We start from the raw sequence: 16,978 nt of genomic DNA, 5'->3' as shown, positions 1-16,978 counted from the left end.
GGGGCGCGAAAATGAACAAGAAGACCCGCCTTGCATGCATGGGGGTAGCACTGGGGGCAGCGCTGATCGGTCTGGGCGTGGCCTATGAAAGCCTGTGGTGCGATCCGCGCGAGTATTTGCAGGGCTCTGCCGACCCGCAGGCCCCGCACCGGCTCAGCCGCGACGGTGTGACCGTGGAGTTCGAGGCCCGGCCGCTGGCGGGGGATCAGCTGCAGGAGGGCAGCTTCGCCAACATCCGTTTCAAGGTCAGCGACCAGGCCAGTGGCCAACCGCTGTCGGGCATGGCCCCGGGGGCGTGGCTCGACCCGACGCAGTCGGCCCCGGAGGGCGACCGCGACCAGAGCTGCAAGGCCCGTGTCGCGCTGTTCCTCAAAAGCAGTATCGGCGCCCGGCCGTTGCTCGACCTGAACAGCTACTTCCTGTTGATGATGAACAAGGACGCCAGCCTGACGGTGATCGACCCGACCGTATCGGTGGGCGGCGTGACCAGCACCATGGCCCGCATCGACCTGCCTGGGCGGCCCATGGACTGGGTAGCCACCGCAGACGACAGGCAGGTGTTCGTGTCCATTCCCGAGCGCGGCAAGGTCTCGGTGATCGACACCGAGACCTTCACCCGCGTGGCCGACCTGGACGCTGGCGACCAGCCGCTGCGCGTGGCCCTGCAACCGGACCAGCACCGGCTTTGGGTAGGCAACAACAGCAGCGACCCGGCCAAGGGCGGGGTAACGGTGATAGACGTACCGGGGCGCAACACCCTGAAAACCTTCAACACCGGCGGCGGCCACCACGAAATCGCCTTCAGTGGTGACTCCCGCTACGCCTATGTCAGCAACCGCGACAGCGGCACCCTGAGCGTGATCGACATCCCGGAAATGCGCCTGGCCAAGACCATCAAGGTTGGCCCGCACCCGCTGTCGGTCAGCTATTCGGCGTTGTCCCAGGCGGTGTACGTGGTCGATGGCGAGGAGGGCAGCGTGCGCGTGTTTGATGCCCGCAACCACCAGCTACGCCACACGGTCCAGGCCGAGCAGGGCCTGGGGCCAATGCGTTTCAGCAGCGATGGCCGCTATGGCATCGTGCTCAACACCCTGGAGAACCAGGCCCTGGTGATCGACGCCAGTACCGACAAGCTGATCCACCGGATCCCGGTGGCGGCCGAACCGTATCAGCTGACTTTCACCAAGGGCTATGCCTACGTGCGCGGCCTGGCTTCACCGAAGGTGAGCATGATCAACCTGGCCAGCCTGGGCGAAGGGCGTTCGCCGATCATCCAGGGCTTCGAGGCCGGCCCGGCGGCGCCACGCCAGGCTGGCGACCTGCCGCTGGCTCAGGGGCTGTCGGTGTCGCGCGATGACAATTCGGTGTTCGTGGTCAACCCGGTGGACAACACCACCTACTTCTACGCCGAAGGCATGAACGCACCGATGTCCGGCTACAACAACCGTGGCCACCAGGCCCGTGCCGCCATCGTCGTCGACCGCAGCCTGCGCGAACTGGCGCCGGGCGTGTATGGCTCGACGGTGAAGATGCCCGCCGCCGGCAAGTTCGACGTGGCCTTTTTGCTCAACCAGCCGCAGATCATCCACTGCTTCAGCACCGATGTGGTCGCAGCGCCGAATGCCGGCAAGCGCAAGGGCGCGCATGCCGAGTTCATCGGCCTGGACCGGCCGTTGTCGCAGCACAGCGCTGTGACCGCACGGGTGCGCATCGTCGGCGACGACGGCCTGCCGCGCCTGGGCCTGAGCGACCTGAGCCTGCGCTACTTCCTGGCGCCTTCGTCGATGCCACGCAACCTGCAGCTGGAGGAGGTGGGCGAGGGCATCTATCAGGCGGCGCTGAGCCTGCCCGAAGCTGGTGCCTGGTACCTGCACGTGCAGTCGCCGTCGCTGGGGCGCAAGTTCGCCGAAGAAAACTACACCAGCCTGCGCGTGCTGCCGGCCGCAACGTCCACCGTTTCCGATAATGACGTGAGGAACCTGCGATGAACGCCAAGCATGCTTGCACACTGTTGGCCCTGAGCCTGGCTTTTGCCGGCAACCTGGCCCTGGCCCATGGCGGCCACGACCACAACGGCCACGCCGAACAGCCGCCGGCGGCGCGCCAGGAAAAGGCCAGTGTGCGCTTTGCCGATGTCTCGCTGCTGAACCAGGACGGCATGCCGGTACGCCTGGAAAAAGACCTGGTGGGCGACCACCTGGTGGTCATGGGCTTTATCTACACCAGCTGCACCACGGTGTGCCCGGTGGTGTCGTCGATCATGGGCAAGGTCCAGCAGCAACTGGGTGGTCGGGTAGGGCAAGACATTCACCTGGTATCGATCAGCGTCGACCCGCAACGTGACGACGCCAAGCGCCTGCAGGATTACGCCAAGGCTTTCCAGAAGGGGCCGGGCTGGAGCTGGCTGACCGGCACGCCATATGCCATCAGCGAAACCCTCAAGGGCCTTGGCAGCTTCAGCGCCGACCTCAGCCAGCACCCGCCACTGATCCTGGTGGGGGACGGGCGCACCGGCCACTGGACGCGCTACTACGGCTTCACCGACCCGGCAGTGCTGATCGACGAAATCAACCGCCTCGGCGCCCGCCGGGTGCATGCCAAGAGCACGGCGATTGCCGACCATCACGAGGTGCAACCATGAGCCTGGTAAGCTCCCGCCGCGCAGGCATGCGCGGTTTTGACTGGCTGATGCTGGGTGGCTGCCTGTGGATCCTCGCCTCGGTGGCGTTCGCCCATGAAGGCCATGCCCCGCAGGCGCCAGCACCGCAGCCGGCACCGCAGGCGATGACCAGTGGCGGCGGTACCCGCGATGCCCAGGCCTGGTTCACCGACACTGTGCTCAAGGACCAGAATGGCCGCGAGCTGCGCTTCTACAGCGATGTGCTCAAGGACAAGGTGGTGATGCTCAACGTGATCTTCACCCATTGCACCGACGCCTGCCCGCTGATTACCCGCAAGTTGCGCGAAGTGCGCGAGACCATGGGGCCGCAGCTGGCCAGCCAGGTGACCTTCGTGTCGATCAGCAGCGACCCGCTAAATGACACCCCCGAAGTGCTCAAGGCGTTTGCCGGGAAGCAGGGCGTGGATGGGCCCAACTGGTTGTTCCTGACCGGTGACAAGGCCAATGTCGATTTGGTGCTCGGGCGCATCGGCCAGTTCCTGCCCAGCCCCGAGCAGCATTCGACACAGCTGATTGCCGGCGATGTGGCCGGCAAGCGCTGGAGCAAGATCCGCCCGGATGCGCCACCGGCGGCGATTGCCCAGCGCATGCAGCTGCTGGCACTGCCTTTGGCAGGGCGGTGAGTATCATGCGCAGTACTTCGCCAATGCCCACGCCAAATTTGGCGCGAATCCCGGCGCGAATCCCTGTAGGAGCGGCCTTGTGTCGCGATCGGGCGCGCAGCGGCCGTAAAACCGGCATACCCGGAGTACCTGATGAAACACATTCGCCGGTCCTGCGGCCGCTGCGCGCCCGATCGCGACACAAGGCCGCTCCTACAGGGATTCGCGTCCGTATTGAAGCAGTGCTGCGCTATCTGGCATTCGCATTAGGCATTGCCATGTGCAGCGGTGCACTCGCCCTGGACCTGACCGAACATGAACAAGCCGGCAAACACCTCTACCGCCAGGGCGTCTCCAGCAGCGACGCACAGCTGCAAGCCCGTGTCGGCGCCAGCGACATGACGGTCCCCGCCAGCGTGCTGCCCTGCGCCAGCTGCCACGGCAACGATGGCCGCGGCCGTGCCGAAGGGGGCGTACGCCCGCCCAGCCTCGACTGGCAGCGCCTGACGCAAGGCCAGGGCGAACGCGAGGTCAACGGCCGCCGCTATCCGGCCTACACCGACAGCAGCCTGGCCCGGGCGATTCAGCACGGCGTCGACCCGGCAGGCAATCGCCTGGACCCGGCCATGCCGCGCTTCGAACTCACCTTGGCCGACCAGCGCAACCTCACGGCCTACCTCAAGCGCCTGGCCCAGGAGCGCGACCCCGGCGTGGAGGAGGGCGTGCTGCGCCTGGGGACCTTGCTGCCGGCATCCGGCCCGCTGACCGAGGCCGGGCAGGTGGTGCGTGCGGTGCTGGAAGACGGCCTGACGCAACTCAACCAGCAGGGTGGCATCCACGGGCGACGCCTGGAGCTGGTGGTGCTCGACCCGGGATCCGACCCGGCCAGCGCCGAACGGGCGCTGAAGCAGTTGCTGGAGCAGGAGCAGGTGTTCGCCCTGATCGCGCCATTGGCACCCATGCTCGACCAGCGCCTGGCAACCTTGCTGGCGCCCCACAATGTACCGCTGATCGGCAGCACCCCACGCAGCGGCGGCAGCCCACAGATTTTTGACCCGTTGCCCGGCTTGCCCGCGCAATTGCTGAGCCTGGCCGGCCACGCCCGCGCGGCACTGGGGCTGGCTGCCAACGACCTGCGTGTGGTGTATGCCGGCAATGAACAAGCGGCGTTGGCCGAACAGGTGCGCGAACGCCTTCAGCAGCAGGGCTGGTCACCACCTGCGGCCCAGGCCTTTGCTGGCCAGGCCGTGGACGGGCAGGGCATTGTCTTCCTCGGCCGTGCCCAGGCCTTTGCCGAACTGGCTTCGGCGCTGCAGTCAGCCGGCCGCCAGCCATACCTGTTTGCCGCCTCCAGCCAGGTGACCGGCGCCGTGGCGCGCTTGCCCGAGTTTTGGTCGCAACGGGTGTTCCTGGCTTATCCCTACGTGCCTGGGGACTGGACCGAACAGGGCCAGGCGATTCTGGCCGGCCTGCAACAGCGCCAGGGCCTCGACCCTCGCCAGGCGTCGTTGCAGGTCAACACCCTGTGCGCGCTGCGCCTGCTGAGTGAAGCGTTAAAGCAAACAGGCCGCGACACCAGCCGCGAGCAGCTGATTGCCGCGCTGGAAGGCCTGCATGATGTGTCCACCGGCCTGACCCCGGCCCTGGGCTTCGGCCCCGGTCGCCGCCAGGGCATGGCCGGTGCCCATGTGGTGGCGGTGGCCCTGCCCGGGCCGCGCTTCACCGCGGTCACCCCATACCGGCCACTGCCGGACAGCCCTTGAGCGGAGGTTGCCATGCGCGTTCTGTTGTTGTGCCTGTTGCAGGTGTTGGCCAAGGCAAGCTGGGCCGATATGCCGGCGGCGCGGGTCAATGGTGTGGAGATCGAGACGATGCGCCTGGAGCGCTATTTCAGCGAATATCTGGATGCCCAGGGCCGCGCGGTGGCCAGCATCCGCAACCCGAACCTGTACCAGCGCCTGCGCGACCAGGCACTGAATGAACTGATCGACAAGGAGCTGTTGTGGCAGGAGGCCCAGCGCCGCGGCATAGCCATCAGCGACGAGCAGGTGTCGGCGCATGTGGGCGAGGTCGAGGCCGCGCTTGGCAGCCCGGCAATCTTTGAACGGCGGCTGGCGGAAGCGGGCTTCGATAGGGCACAGTACAATGAGTACACCCGGCGCGAGCTGGCCGCGCAGCAGGTGTATGCCCAGCTCAGCGCTGTCGCCGCGCCCAGCCAGGCCGAAGTGGAGGCATTCTACGATGCCAGCCTGGAAACCCTGCAAGGAGTGCAGAAACAAAATGACGAACCTTCGGTCATACGCGAACAGGGACTGGTTCAAGCCAGGGCCACGCTCATCGGGCAGCGGGAGGCGCAGGCGCGCCAGTCCGTGCGCCAACGTTTGCGTGCGTCCGCTATCGTGGAGATTGCCGACTGAGGTGACTGATGGCGTTTCCCCAATCATGGGGAATAACGATCTGGCAGTGTGCCATCAGTTTCCCCGCATGTGGGGAACCAGGCCGGTGCGCCTGCCCGCTGCGTTACGGATGTTGATCGGTACCCCCTGGCGAATCAATGACTTACAGTGGTGCAGCATGATTTTTCACGCCTGGCACGAAGCCTGCTCAAGCCTGTACAGGGGCGCACTTCGCAGACCGGGTTACCGGGCAGTTCTTGGGAGTCGACCTTGGTGAACAGAGTATTGGTAGTCGATGACGAACAGACTCTTGCGCAGAACCTGCAAGCGTACCTGCAGGCGCAAGGCCTGGAAGTTCATGTTGCCCACGACGGTGCCAGTGGTATCGAGCAGGCTGCAAGCCTGGCACCGCAAGTGATCGTGCTGGATTACCGCTTGCCCGACATGGAGGGTTTTCAGGTTCTGGAGACCGTACGCAGGAACAGGCAGTGCCACTTCGTGCTGATTACCGCCCACCCCACCGTCGAGGTGCGTGAGCGGGCCGCCGAACTGGGTGTGAGCCATGTCCTGTTCAAGCCGTTCCCGTTGGTGGAACTGGCCCGTGCAGTCTTCGACCTGATGGGCATCGAGCGCCGGCGCAGGGCCACGGACAACCCGGCTGAAGGGTTTGTCGAACGACGCCAGAACAGGAACGAATCGTTCCCCCTGCAGTTGTACGATGGAAGCTGGGTATTGGCCGACCGCCGCCGCAACGGCGCCAAGCCCCCGGGGCCCGACGACGATCAACTGCTCACAGGGGAATAGCGGCGCCCGCACCCCTGGCCGAGCCAGCCTGCGACGCGCCCCTGAGCGGAGTCGCAGGCCATGCCAGAAGCATTCGATGCAACCGTTACGGCCTTATCGCCGGCAAGCCAGCTCCCACAGGATTCGCGTTGCCTTCAGGATTGCGCTGTGCCTGTGGGAGCGGGCATGCCCGCGAAGAATCCAGCACCATTCTCAGCCTACCCCCGCGACCTGCTGGCCCAGGCCCGCCTGCAAACCAGCGACGAACGCCTGCTCACCCGCCTGGAACAGCTGGCCTGCGACACCCCCGACACCTTCACCCAGCGCCTGGGCCTGACCCTGCATTACCCGGTGCTGGACAGCCACACCCTGCTGGCCAGCACCCCACGCTTCGACAAGGTCAGCCTGGCGATGTGCCTGAAGCGTGAATTCGTCCTGATCGAGCAGGGCGGCCAACTGCTGGGCGTGTTCGCCGACCCCTTCGACCACGCCCGCCTGGCCTGGATCGACGATGTGCTGCAAGGCGCACCGCTGTACCTGGCCCACGCCGCCGACCTTGCCACCTTCCTGGCCCGCCACGAAGAAAGCTTCCACGCCGTGGACGCCCTTGACCACGACGCCGAAACCAGCAGCGAAAGCGACCCGCTGCAGCGCCTGTCGCTGGCCAGCATCAGCGAAGACCAGAGCCGCGTGGTCAAGCTGGTCAACTCCACGCTGTACGACGCCCTCAAGCTGCACGCCAGCGACATCCACCTGGGCATGACCGGCCAGGGCCTGACCATAAAGTACCGCATCGACGGCGTGCTCAACGGCGCCGGCAAGGCCAGCGGCAGCGCCTTCGCCGACCAGGTGATCTCGCGCATCAAGGTGATGGCCGAGCTGGACATCGGCGAAAAGCGCGTGCCCCAGGACGGCCGTTTCAAGGTTGCCGTGGGCGACCGGCAAATCGACTTCCGGGTATCGATCATGCCCAGCATCTTCGGCGAAGACGCCGTGCTGCGGGTGCTCGACAAGCAGGACCTGTCCGACCGGGTCAGCGGCGTGCAGCTGCAGGCCCTGGGCTTTGCCGAGGAAACCCTGCGCGCCCTGCGCCGCCTGGCCGCCGAGCCCTACGGCATGATCCTGGTCACCGGCCCCACCGGCAGCGGCAAGACCACCACCCTGTACGCCATGATCAGCGAGATCAACCACGGCGTGGACAAGATCATCACCATCGAGGACCCGGTCGAATACCAGCTGCCTGGCGTGTTGCAGATCCCGGTCAACGAGAAGAAGGGCCTGACGTTCGCCCGCGGCCTGCGCTCGATCCTGCGTCACGACCCGGACAAGATCCTGGTCGGTGAAATCCGCGATCCGGACACCGCGCAAATCGCCGTGCAGTCGGCGCTCACCGGCCACCTGGTGTTCACCACCATCCACGCCAACAACGTGTTCGATGTGATCGGCCGTTTCAGCCAGATGCAGGTCGACCCCTACAGCTTCGTCTCCGCGCTCAATGCGGTGCTGGCCCAGCGCTTGATCCGCCTGGCCTGCCTGCACTGCGCCACGCCGTGCGAAGTCGACGACGACACCCTGTACGGCGCGGGCCTGACCCGCGAGGGCGTGGCCGGCTGGAAGTTCGTCCGCGCCCAGGGCTGCGGCCAGTGCCGTGGCAGTGGCTACCGCGGCCGCAGCGCCATCGCCGAACTGCTGCACCTGGACGACGACCTGCGGCAGATGATCGTCGAGCGTCGCCCTCTGTCGCAAATCAAGAACCTCGCCTGCCAGCGTGGCCTGCGCCTGCTGCGGGCCTCGGCCCTGGACCTGGTCCGGGATGGCCGTACCACACTCGAGGAGATCAACCGTGTCACATTCATCTGATCGTGGCGCTTACAGATACAGTGCCGTACTCGGTGCCGAAGGTGTGGGCCTGGGTAGCTGGCACGCCAATCACCACCAATGGCTGGGCAGCCGCGACTTTACCTGCGATGCCGCCCAGCCGGCCTGGGAGGCCGCCGTCGACGCCCTGGCCACGCTGCTGGCCGAGCATGCCGTGCGCGGTGCCCAGTTGCGGGTACTGCTGTCGGCCCGGTACAGCCGCTTCTGCCTGGTGCCCTGGAGTGATGCCATCAGCCACCCGCGCGAGCTGGACGCCTACGCCCGGGCCTGTTTCGAAAACCTCTACGGGCAGCCGCTGGACGACTGGCGCATCGTGCTGTCGCCCGAGCCGGCCGGTGCCGCGCGCATCGCCACGGCGTTGCCCGAAGCCCTGCTGCAGCGGCTGCAGGCGCTGGGCCGGGAAAGCCACCTGAGCCTGCGCTCGGTACAGCCGTACCTGATGGCCGCCTACAACCGCTGCTCGGCGCAGCTGGGGCAGGGCGACTTCCTGTTCGTCCTGGCCGAACCGCGCCGCAGCGTGCTGCTGCTGGCTGCCGGCGGGGCCTGGCAGCAAGTGCTGACGCAAGGCTGTGCCGACAGTGACCTGGCCCTGCAAGCACTGATCGAGCGTACCTGCGAGCTGTACGGCGAGCACCTGCCACGAGTCTACCTGCATGCCCCGGGCCGGGGTGACGTGCCGCAACTGGCGGCGGTGCAGCTGTGCCAGCCAGCCAGCGATGCCGACCCACTGTGCGCCATGTGGCGGGCGGTGGCCTGACATGCGCCGCCTCGACCTGGAATTCCAGCCCCGGCGCAACGGCCCGTTGGCCTGGTCGCTGCTGGCCGTGGCGAGCGCCACCGTTGCCGGCCTGGTGCTGCTGCAACAAAGCTTGCAGGCCGAGCAGGTCGAACGGGAGGCCAGCGTGCACAGCCTGGAGCAGCAACTGGGCCGTCGCCCGGCCACTGTCGCGCCGCTGAGCAGCGCCGCCAGCCGCGAACAGGCCGAGCGCCTGGCGCAGATGCAAAGCGTCTCGCAGCAACTGCAACGGCCTTGGCAGCAGCTGTTCGCCATGCTCGAAGCGCAGCCCCAGGACGACGTGGCGCTGCTAAGCCTGGCCCCCGACGCGCGCAAAGGCCAACTGCGCATCACCGCCGAGGCGCGCAACCTGGAAGCGATGCTGCAGTACCACCAGCGCCTGGAGGCCAGTGCCGAGCTCAGCGATGTGTCGTTGCTTAACCACGAAGTGCTGGCCGCGCAGCCCGAACACCCGGTGCGCTTCACCCTCACCGCTACCTGGGAGACCGGCCATGCGCGCCCGTGAATCGCTGAACAGCCTGATCCTCCAGGAGCGCCTGCGTCGCGTCGGCCCGGTCGGCCTGGCTGCGGCTGCGGTGGGCCTGCTGGCCGTAGGCGTGCTGTGCGCCGGGGTGTTGCCGCAATGGCAGAACCTGCGCGAGCTGCGCGCCACAGAAGCGGACGCCAGCGTGCAGGTCGAGCGGGTCAGGCGTGGCGAGCTGAAGATTGCCATCAAACCCGAGCAGCAGGCCCTCGACAGCCTGCGCCAGCAACTGCCGGGGCAGCCCCGGGCCAGTGAGCTGATCGAGCGCCTGTACCACCTGGCCAGCGCCGAGCATATCAGCCTGGCGCGTGGCGAATATGCCCTGGGCATCGACCCCAAGACGCAACTGGCGCGCTACCAGATCGTGCTGCCGGTACGCGGCAGCTACCCGCAGATTCGCGGTTTCCTCAAGGGCCTGCTCAAGCAGTTGCCGACCCTGGTGCTGGAAGACCTGGAGCTGCAACGCAAACGCATTGGCGACAGCGAGCTCAACGCCCGCCTGCGCATGACCCTTTACCTGTCGAGGTCATGATGAACACACAACGTGCTGTCATCTGGGTTGGCTTCCTCGGCGTGAGTGCTGCGCTGGCCTGGGCGCCGGGTCATTGGTTCGGCGAGGAAGACAGTGTTGCCCCCTTCGCGGGCGCGCCCGCTCCCACAAAATCGGCGGTATCCACGGTCCCTGTGGGAGCGGGTTTACCCGCGAAAGGGCCGGAACAAGCCTCCAGGGATCTCTTCCCAACCCAGCAATGGACCAAACCCAAGGCTCTGGCCACTGTCACCGAACAACCCGTGGTCACTGCACCCGCCGTAGTCGCAGCCCCGACTGCACCGGCCCTGCCATTCCAGTTCATTGGCCGCATCGGCGACCGCGACGACCTGCAGATCTTCCTGCAGAGCGGCGAAAAACTCTACGTCGTGCGCCAGGGCGACGTGATCGAAGACACCTACCGCCTCGAGCGGGTATCGGCCAGCGAGCTGCATCTGGTCTACCTGCCTTTGCATCAGTCGCAGACTTTGTCTGTAGGGAGCGCACCATGAAGTCGTCAAAGCTGTGCAAACCGGCTCCGTTCCTGCTAGTGGCGCTGTGCGTGGCCATTGCCGGCTGCGGCTCCAGTGCGGTACGCAAGGACAGCGAACAGCTGATGAAGGAGGGCCAGTACGAAGCCGGCATCGCCAGCCTGGAAGAAGCCCTGCGCGAGGACCCGCGTGATACCGAGCTGAACATCGCCCTGGCCCACAGCCGCCAGGCCGCGGTCGAGGCGCTGCTGACCCAGGCCGACGCCGACCGCATCCGCCACGACTTCGCCAGCGCCCGCATGGGCTATGGCCGGGTGCTGACCCTGGAGCCGAACAACCGCCGCGCCCAGGAAGGCATCCGCCAGCTGGAGCTGATCCGCACCCTCGACGAGCGCGTGGCGCTGGGCCAGGCGGCGCTGCGCCAGGGCGACCTGTTCGGTGCCGAGCGCTACATGCGCGAAGTGCTGCGCCTGGACCCGCAGAACCAGAAGGGCATTGCCCTGCGCAGCGACATCGAGAACGTGCAGGCGCGCACCGCGCAACCGTTCCCGCAACTGCGCAGCAAGCTGGAGCGGCCGGTGACCCTGGAGTTTCGCGATGCCAACCTGAAGACCATCTTCGAGGTGCTGTCCCAGGTCGCCGGCATCAACTTCATCTTCGACAAGGACATGCGCCCGGACATGAAGGCCACCATCTTCGTGCGCGAGTTGCGCATCGAGGACGCCGTGGCGCTGCTGCTGGAACAGAACCAGCTGCGGCAGAAGATCGTCAACGAAAACACCCTGATGATCTACCCCGACTCGCCGCAGAAGACCAAGGACTACCAGGAACTGGTCATGCGCACCTTCTACCTGACCAGCATCGACTCCAACACCGCGCTGAACATGGTCAAGACCATGCTCAAGACCCGCGACGTGTTCGTCGATGAGCGCCTCAACACCCTGACCATGCGCGACACCCCCGATGCCGTGCGCATGGCCGAGAAGCTGCTGCAGTCGCAGGACCAGTCCAACCCCGAGGTGGTGCTGGAAGTGGAGGTGATGGAAGTGGCCACTTCGCGCATCCTCGACCTCGGCCTGCAATGGCCCAACACCTTCGGCGTGCTGAGCTCCGACGGCCAGCCGGTAAGCGTGCTCGACCAGCTCAAGGGCATCGACTCCAGCCGCATCAGCATCGCGCCGGCACCGCAGGCCAAGATCAACGCGCAGGACAAGGACATCAACACCCTGGCCAGCCCGGTGATCCGCGTCAGCAACCGCGAGCAGGCGCGCATCCACATCGGCCAGCGGGTACCGATCATCAGCGCCACCTCGGTGCCGTCCACCCAGGGCCCGGTGATCACCGAAAGCGTTACCTACCTGGACGTGGGCCTGAAGCTTGAGGTGCAGCCCACCGTGCACCTGAACAACGAAGTGGCGATCAAGGTAGCCCTGGAGGTGAGCAACGCCACCCCGCTGGAAGCCACCCGCCAGGGCACCATTCCGGTCCAGGTCGACACCCGCAACGCCCAGACCACCCTGCGCCTGCACGATGGCGAAACCCAGGTGCTGGCCGGCCTGGTGCGCAACGATCACAACGCCAGCGGCAACAAGATCCCGGGCCTTGGCGACATCCCTGGCCTGGGCCGGCTGTTCGGCAGCAACAAGGACGACATGAGCAAGTCGGAGCTGGTGCTGGCGATCACTCCGCGCATCGTGCGCAACCTGCCGTACCAGAGCCCGTCGGACATGGAGTTCGCCACCGGCACCGAGTCGGCCATGCAGGTGCGGCAGATGGCGCCGTTGCCGCCGGCGGATGTGCCTGGCAATGCCCCGGCCACCGATGCCCCGGTGGTGGAAAGCCAGATGGCGATCGCCCCACCCAAAGGGAGCCCGCGGCCATGATCGCGCAGCGCCGCATGCAGGGCTTCAGCCTGATCGAGGTGGTGCTGACCCTGGCACTGCTCGGGCTGCTTGCCAGCATGGCCGCGCCGCTGACCGAAACCGTGGTGCGCCGCGGCAAGGAACAGCAGCTGCGCGAGGCGCTGTACCAGATTCGCGACGCCATCGACGCCTACAAGCGCGCGTTCGATGCCGGCTACATCGAGAAGCGCCTGGACGCCAGTGGCTACCCGCCGAACCTGCAGGTGCTGGTCGACGGCGTGCGCGATGTGCGCAGCGCCAAGGGCGCCAAGTTCTACTTCCTGCGGCGCATCCCGCACGACCCGCTGGTGGCGGCCAAGGGTGAGGACGAAGGCGGGTGGGGGCTGCGCGCCTATGACAGCAGCCCCGAAAACCCGCGCGAAGGTGAAGACGTGTTCGACGTGTATTCCAAGGCCCGCGGCAAAGGCCTGAACAACATCCCCTACGGGCAATGGTGACAGCCATGAAACGCAGCAAAGGCTTCACCCTGATCGAACTGCTGGTGGTGCTGGCGATCATCGCCACGTTGATGACCATTGCCATGCCGCGCTACTTCAACAGCCTGGAAAGCTCCCGCGAAGCCACCCTGCGCCAGAGCCTGGCGGTGCTGCGCGAGGCGCTGGACCACTACTACGGCGACACCGGCCACTACCCGGACTCGCTGGAGCAATTGGTGGAACAGCGTTACCTACGCAACACCCCGATAGATCCGATCACCGAGCGCAGCGATGCCTGGCAGCTGGTGCCACCGCCCGAAGGCGTGGCTGGCGGCGTGGCCGATATCAAGAGCGGTGCCACAGGGAGGGCGCGCGATGGCAGCCTGTTCGCGGAATGGTAAGGCCGACGCCGGCTTCACCTACCTGGGCGTATTGCTGCTGATTGCGGTCAGCAGCGTGGCCCTGGCCGCCACCGGCACGCTCTGGGCCAGTGCTGCCCAGCGTGACCGCGAGCGCCAGCTGTTGTGGGTAGGCAGCCAGTATGCCCAGGCCCTGCGCAGCTACTACCGCGCCTCGCCGGGGCTGGCCCAGTATCCGCAGGAACTGGCCGACCTGCTGCAGGACAACCGCTTCCCGCAGGCCAGGCGGCACATTCGCCGGTTGTACCCCGACCCCATCACCAACAGCGACGATTGGGGCCTGCTGCGCTCGATCGATGGCCGGATCACCGGCGTGCACAGCCGCTCGGACGCCACCCCGTTCAAGCGCAGTGGCTTCAGCGCCGAATGGAGCGGTTTCGACGGGCTGGAACATTACAGCGACTGGCAGTTCGTCGCCGAACAGGCCTTTACCGAAAGTGCCGGTGGCGTGCAGACCCATGCCGGCCCGGGAGACACGCCATGAGCCGCCTGGCCGCGTTGTGCCTGGGCCTGCTGCTGGTGGCAGTGCTGGCCACCTCGGCCAGGGCCGGGGACGAGGACGAGATGCAAGGCTTCATCGTCGACAACACCATCTCGCACATCGGCCACGACTTTTACTACTACTTCGCCGACCGCCTGCGCGCCACCAGCCGGCTTGATTTCAACCTGGTGGTGCGCGAACGCCCGGATGCCCGCTGGGGCAGCCTGGTCACCGTGGAGTTCGAGCGTGAGGTGGTGTACCGCCGCTTCCTGCCGCCGAACACCACCGAGCTCAAGGACGAGGCCGTTGCAGCAGCCGACCTGGTCAAGCAGCAAATCATCCAACGCAAGTTGCAACGCCTGCTGCAGGACACCACCGATCTGGAGAGGGACGAGCTATGAAGCACCACATACCCCGTTGCATCGCCGCCTGCCTGTTGGCCAGCGCGTGTGCCGCCCAGGCCACCGAGCTGGTGTACACCCCGGTCAACCCGGCCTTTGGCGGCAACCCGCTCAATGGCACCTGGTTGCTGAACAATGCGCAGGCGCAGAACGACTACGACGACCCCGACCTCAAGGACCGTTCCTCGGCCTTTGCCGGCACCACGGCCCTGGAGCGCTTCAGCAACCAGCTGGAGTCGCGGATGTTGTCGCAGTTGCTGGACAACATCAGTAACGGCAACACCGGCAGCATGGCGACCGATGCGTTTCTCATCGACGTCATCGACGATTCCGGGGCCCTGAGCATCAAGGTCACCGATCGCGCCACAGGAGAAATTTCGATCATTGAGGTCAGCGGCCTGAACCCTTGAGGGGGCAAGGCTATTTGTTTGGGGAGAGAACACCATGAAACGTTTGCTGAGCACGCTGCTGATCCTCACCGCCCTGGGTCTGCACGGTTGTGGCCTGCGCGAACCGATGCCCGCCGAACAGGATTCGGAAACCCCGACCCTGACCCCCCGTGCCTCGACCTACTACGACCTGATCAACATGCCACGGCCCAAGGGTCGGTTGATGGCGGTGGTGTACGGCTTCCGCGACCAGACCGGGCAGTACAAGCCGACCCCGGCCAGCTCGTTCTCCACCAGCGTCACCCAAGGCGCGGCAAGCATGCTGATGGACGCCCTGAACGCCAGCGGCTGGTTCGTGGTGCTGGAGCGTGAAGGCCTGCAGAACCTGCTGACCGAGCGCAAGATCATCCGTGCTTCGCAGAAAAAGCCCGACGTGCCGGAAAACATCATGGGCGAGCTGCCACCGCTGCAGGCCGCCAACCTGATGCTGGAGGGCGGGATCATCGCCTACGACACCAACGTGCGCAGCGGCGGCGAAGGTGCCCGCTACCTGGGGATAGACATCTCCCGCGAGTACCGCGTCGACCAGGTGACCGTGAACCTGCGCGCGGTGGACGTGCGCACCGGGCAGGTCCTGGCCAATGTGATGACCAGCAAGACCATCTATTCGGTTGGGCGCAGTGCGGGGGTGTTCAAGTTCATCGAGTTCAAGAAGCTGCTCGAGGCCGAGGTGGGGTACACCACCAATGAACCGGCGCAGCTGTGCGTGCTGTCGGCGATCGAGGCGGCGGTGGGGCACTTGCTGGCGCAGGGGATTGAACGGCGGCTGTGGCAGGTGGCGGGGGATGCGGGGGAGGGGCAGGCTACGGTGGACAAGTATTTGAGCCAGAATCAGCAGCCGTGATTGGCTACGGGGGCCTCTTCGCGGGTGAACCCGCTCCCACAGGTACAGCGTCAACTCGAAGCCCGCGCCGTCCCTGTGGGAGCGGGCGCGCCCGCGAAGCAGACGACGCGGTGGATGGCACCGGCTTTGCCGGTGTTCGCGGGCATGCCCGCTCCCACAGGTATCGCGTGATCTCAAGCGCGACGCCGTCCCTGTGGAGGCGGCAACGGAAGTGTTACTGCACATTCCCTTCGCTTGAAACGCTTCCCCGACACCGGTAGTCTTTGCCCGCTGCTGTAAGTCCAGCAGCCGGGTTTGGTAGCCCGCGATCAATCAAGGCGCACAAGCGCCCGCTCTGCGATACAGTTGGCGCTTTTTTGTGCCCGGCTGTTTCGTTTTATGGCGGCTGTGCGTAGGGCGCCTCCGTGCGCGCCGGTTTCCTTGATTCCCGGTCTACCAACCTGCGTACAGCCGTCACCATCTCGTTTGGTAGCGATTTGTGGCGGCTCCAGTGAATCAAGGAGCGACACAATGACAAAAGGCTTACCCGATCCTCCCGTACGCGCCACCACGGCGTCCTCCAGTTTCTCCACGTGCGAATGCAGCCATCCGCCGTTGTTTGCCGTGCGTTCGGGGGTGGACTACGAAGATGCGCTGGTGCATCTGTCCACGCTGCTCAAAGGCGCGTTTGCGACCAATCTCAAGGCACTGGAGCTGGGCCAAGGGGACCTGTCGTGATCTGTTGTTGAGCAACGACCATGGGCTGGATTCGGCCAAGGCGGTGGTGGAGGCGTTGCTGGATGGGGTGGAGAGACAGCAACTGGTTGGGCGGAAGACGGTACCGGGTGTCTGACGGGCGCTTGGGCTTTGTTGGACTCTAGCGGTAGCCGTGATTGACCTCGAGGGCCTCTTCGCGGGTGAACCTGCTCTCATACAACACGTGACTCATTGGTTCGGCGAGGTTCTGTAGGAGCAGCCTTGTGATCGCCGACAAGCCACACAAGGATTGCGCTAATTTTATGGAATATAACCCAGCCTTACCCCAATCCATACACTACTAGATGCCGTTCAGCCAATTCTATCGCGCGACTCGACCTCCTATCCTGATCAACTTGCCTCAGCCCAAGAGATGTACGGCTTCCGCGACCAGACCGGGCAATACAAGCCGACCCCGGCCAGTTCGTTCTCCACCACCGTCACCCAGGGTGCAGCAAGCATGCTGATCGGTTGGGCGCAGTGCGGGGGTGTTCAAGTTCATCGAGTTCAAGAAGCTGCTCGAGGCCGAGGTGGGGTACACCACTAACGAACCGGCGCAGCTGTGCGTGCTGTCGGCAATCGAGGCGTCAGCATGCAACCTGGTATTTTTGCTAGTGGTGGATTTAGTCTTGT

Annotated in this window: 18 protein-coding genes and 2 pseudogenes; all 20 read left to right on the top strand. The window is 65.7% G+C overall.

The annotated features are described in order from the left end of the window. Positions 1 to 11 precede the first annotated feature (11 nt). Entirely contained in the window at positions 12 to 1,988 is a 1,977-nt protein-coding gene (locus ACK56M_RS16150) for a YncE family protein (RefSeq protein WP_015270599.1), read from the top strand. Continuing rightward, complete coding sequence (locus tag ACK56M_RS16145; protein WP_015270598.1) at positions 1,985 to 2,641, top strand: SCO family protein; 657 nt, start codon at positions 1,985 to 1,987, stop codon at positions 2,639 to 2,641. Before ACK56M_RS16150 ends, ACK56M_RS16145 begins: the two co-directional genes overlap by 4 nt. Next, a complete protein-coding gene (locus ACK56M_RS16140; RefSeq protein WP_015270597.1) occupies positions 2,638 to 3,303 on the top strand; it encodes an SCO family protein in 666 nt (221 codons plus the stop codon). The genes ACK56M_RS16145 and ACK56M_RS16140 overlap by 4 nt, the downstream gene beginning before the upstream one ends. Before the next feature lie 257 nt (positions 3,304 to 3,560). Next, positions 3,561 to 5,045: an ABC transporter substrate-binding protein gene (locus tag ACK56M_RS16135; RefSeq protein WP_411958783.1), complete on the top strand. Its 1,485-nt coding sequence runs from the start codon at positions 3,561 to 3,563 to the stop codon at positions 5,043 to 5,045. A 12-nt stretch (positions 5,046 to 5,057) separates the two neighbouring features. Next, entirely contained in the window at positions 5,058 to 5,699 is a 642-nt protein-coding gene (locus tag ACK56M_RS16130) for a SurA N-terminal domain-containing protein (RefSeq protein ID WP_013972866.1), read from the top strand. Positions 5,700 to 5,948: 249 nt separating this feature from the next. Beyond that, positions 5,949 to 6,482 carry a response regulator gene (locus ACK56M_RS16125; protein ID WP_031325917.1) on the top strand — a complete coding sequence of 178 codons (534 nt, stop codon included), beginning with the start codon at positions 5,949 to 5,951 and terminating at the stop codon, positions 6,480 to 6,482. A gap of 165 nt (positions 6,483 to 6,647) precedes the next feature. Then, positions 6,648 to 8,321, top strand: coding sequence for a GspE/PulE family protein (locus ACK56M_RS16120; protein WP_137137536.1), 1,674 nt, complete (start codon positions 6,648 to 6,650; stop codon positions 8,319 to 8,321). Next, positions 8,305 to 9,096 (top strand): hypothetical protein, encoded by a 792-nt coding sequence (locus ACK56M_RS16115; RefSeq protein WP_044047068.1) that lies wholly within the window; start codon positions 8,305 to 8,307, stop codon positions 9,094 to 9,096. Before ACK56M_RS16120 ends, ACK56M_RS16115 begins: the two co-directional genes overlap by 17 nt. 1 nt (position 9,097) lies before the next feature. Next, positions 9,098 to 9,640: a PilN domain-containing protein gene (locus ACK56M_RS16110; RefSeq protein ID WP_015270593.1), complete on the top strand. Its 543-nt coding sequence runs from the start codon at positions 9,098 to 9,100 to the stop codon at positions 9,638 to 9,640. After that, a complete protein-coding gene (locus tag ACK56M_RS16105) occupies positions 9,627 to 10,190 on the top strand; it encodes a GspMb/PilO family protein (protein ID WP_015270592.1) in 564 nt (187 codons plus the stop codon). Before ACK56M_RS16110 ends, ACK56M_RS16105 begins: the two co-directional genes overlap by 14 nt. Continuing rightward, on the top strand, positions 10,190 to 10,699 hold the full coding sequence (locus tag ACK56M_RS16100) for a hypothetical protein (protein WP_043936184.1): 510 nt from the start codon (positions 10,190 to 10,192) through the stop codon (positions 10,697 to 10,699). Before ACK56M_RS16105 ends, ACK56M_RS16100 begins: the two co-directional genes overlap by 1 nt. Beyond that, the gene (locus ACK56M_RS16095) at positions 10,696 to 12,561 is read left to right on the top strand and encodes a secretin N-terminal domain-containing protein (RefSeq protein WP_015270590.1); all 1,866 of its coding nucleotides are present in this window, start codon (positions 10,696 to 10,698) and stop codon (positions 12,559 to 12,561) included. The genes ACK56M_RS16100 and ACK56M_RS16095 overlap by 4 nt, the downstream gene beginning before the upstream one ends. Then, positions 12,558 to 13,037, top strand: a complete 480-nt coding sequence (locus tag ACK56M_RS16090; RefSeq protein ID WP_085720390.1) for a type II secretion system protein — start codon at positions 12,558 to 12,560, stop codon at positions 13,035 to 13,037. The genes ACK56M_RS16095 and ACK56M_RS16090 overlap by 4 nt, the downstream gene beginning before the upstream one ends. Positions 13,038 to 13,042: 5 nt before the next feature. Continuing rightward, positions 13,043 to 13,417 (top strand): type II secretion system protein, encoded by a 375-nt coding sequence (locus tag ACK56M_RS16085; protein ID WP_024087221.1) that lies wholly within the window; start codon positions 13,043 to 13,045, stop codon positions 13,415 to 13,417. Continuing rightward, positions 13,392 to 13,919 carry a type II secretion system protein gene (locus tag ACK56M_RS16080; protein ID WP_013972856.1) on the top strand — a complete coding sequence of 176 codons (528 nt, stop codon included), beginning with the start codon at positions 13,392 to 13,394 and terminating at the stop codon, positions 13,917 to 13,919. Before ACK56M_RS16085 ends, ACK56M_RS16080 begins: the two co-directional genes overlap by 26 nt. Next, positions 13,916 to 14,317, top strand: coding sequence for a curli production assembly/transport protein CsgE (csgE, locus tag ACK56M_RS16075; protein WP_013972855.1), 402 nt, complete (start codon positions 13,916 to 13,918; stop codon positions 14,315 to 14,317). Before ACK56M_RS16080 ends, csgE begins: the two co-directional genes overlap by 4 nt. Then, positions 14,314 to 14,727, top strand: a complete 414-nt coding sequence (locus tag ACK56M_RS16070; protein WP_013972854.1) for a curli assembly protein CsgF — start codon at positions 14,314 to 14,316, stop codon at positions 14,725 to 14,727. Before csgE ends, ACK56M_RS16070 begins: the two co-directional genes overlap by 4 nt. Positions 14,728 to 14,761: 34 nt before the next feature. Next, positions 14,762 to 15,610 (top strand): CsgG/HfaB family protein, encoded by an 849-nt coding sequence (locus ACK56M_RS16065; RefSeq protein ID WP_015270587.1) that lies wholly within the window; start codon positions 14,762 to 14,764, stop codon positions 15,608 to 15,610. Between the two features lie 594 nt (positions 15,611 to 16,204). Further along, positions 16,205 to 16,442, top strand: a pseudogene (locus ACK56M_RS16060) (hypothetical protein). A 192-nt stretch (positions 16,443 to 16,634) separates the two neighbouring features. Beyond that, positions 16,635 to 16,950, top strand: a pseudogene (locus tag ACK56M_RS16055) (CsgG/HfaB family protein); the annotation flags it as partial. Positions 16,951 to 16,978 lie beyond the last annotated feature (28 nt).

It is taken from the genome of Pseudomonas sp. s4, from assembly GCF_046764235.1.
Lineage (GTDB): Bacteria > Pseudomonadota > Gammaproteobacteria > Pseudomonadales > Pseudomonadaceae > Aquipseudomonas > Aquipseudomonas asiatica.
This window is presented reverse-complemented; position numbering and strand designations above follow the sequence as displayed.

Coding starts and splice junctions, on each gene's coding strand:
- ACK56M_RS16135 (WP_411958783.1), top strand. CDS start 3,561: ATGTGCAGCGGTGCACTCGCCCTGGACCTGACCGAACATGAACAAGCC.
- ACK56M_RS16145 (WP_015270598.1), top strand. CDS start 1,985: ATGAACGCCAAGCATGCTTGCACACTGTTGGCCCTGAGCCTGGCTTTT.
- ACK56M_RS16080 (WP_013972856.1), top strand. CDS start 13,392: ATGGCAGCCTGTTCGCGGAATGGTAAGGCCGACGCCGGCTTCACCTAC.
- ACK56M_RS16110 (WP_015270593.1), top strand. CDS start 9,098: ATGCGCCGCCTCGACCTGGAATTCCAGCCCCGGCGCAACGGCCCGTTG.
- ACK56M_RS16070 (WP_013972854.1), top strand. CDS start 14,314: ATGAAGCACCACATACCCCGTTGCATCGCCGCCTGCCTGTTGGCCAGC.
- ACK56M_RS16150 (WP_015270599.1), top strand. CDS start 12: ATGAACAAGAAGACCCGCCTTGCATGCATGGGGGTAGCACTGGGGGCA.
- ACK56M_RS16130 (WP_013972866.1), top strand. CDS start 5,058: ATGCGCGTTCTGTTGTTGTGCCTGTTGCAGGTGTTGGCCAAGGCAAGC.
- ACK56M_RS16100 (WP_043936184.1), top strand. CDS start 10,190: ATGAACACACAACGTGCTGTCATCTGGGTTGGCTTCCTCGGCGTGAGT.
- ACK56M_RS16095 (WP_015270590.1), top strand. CDS start 10,696: ATGAAGTCGTCAAAGCTGTGCAAACCGGCTCCGTTCCTGCTAGTGGCG.
- ACK56M_RS16105 (WP_015270592.1), top strand. CDS start 9,627: ATGCGCGCCCGTGAATCGCTGAACAGCCTGATCCTCCAGGAGCGCCTG.
- csgE (WP_013972855.1), top strand. CDS start 13,916: ATGAGCCGCCTGGCCGCGTTGTGCCTGGGCCTGCTGCTGGTGGCAGTG.
- ACK56M_RS16140 (WP_015270597.1), top strand. CDS start 2,638: ATGAGCCTGGTAAGCTCCCGCCGCGCAGGCATGCGCGGTTTTGACTGG.
- ACK56M_RS16085 (WP_024087221.1), top strand. CDS start 13,043: ATGAAACGCAGCAAAGGCTTCACCCTGATCGAACTGCTGGTGGTGCTG.
- ACK56M_RS16065 (WP_015270587.1), top strand. CDS start 14,762: ATGAAACGTTTGCTGAGCACGCTGCTGATCCTCACCGCCCTGGGTCTG.
- ACK56M_RS16120 (WP_137137536.1), top strand. CDS start 6,648: ATGCCCGCGAAGAATCCAGCACCATTCTCAGCCTACCCCCGCGACCTG.
- ACK56M_RS16090 (WP_085720390.1), top strand. CDS start 12,558: ATGATCGCGCAGCGCCGCATGCAGGGCTTCAGCCTGATCGAGGTGGTG.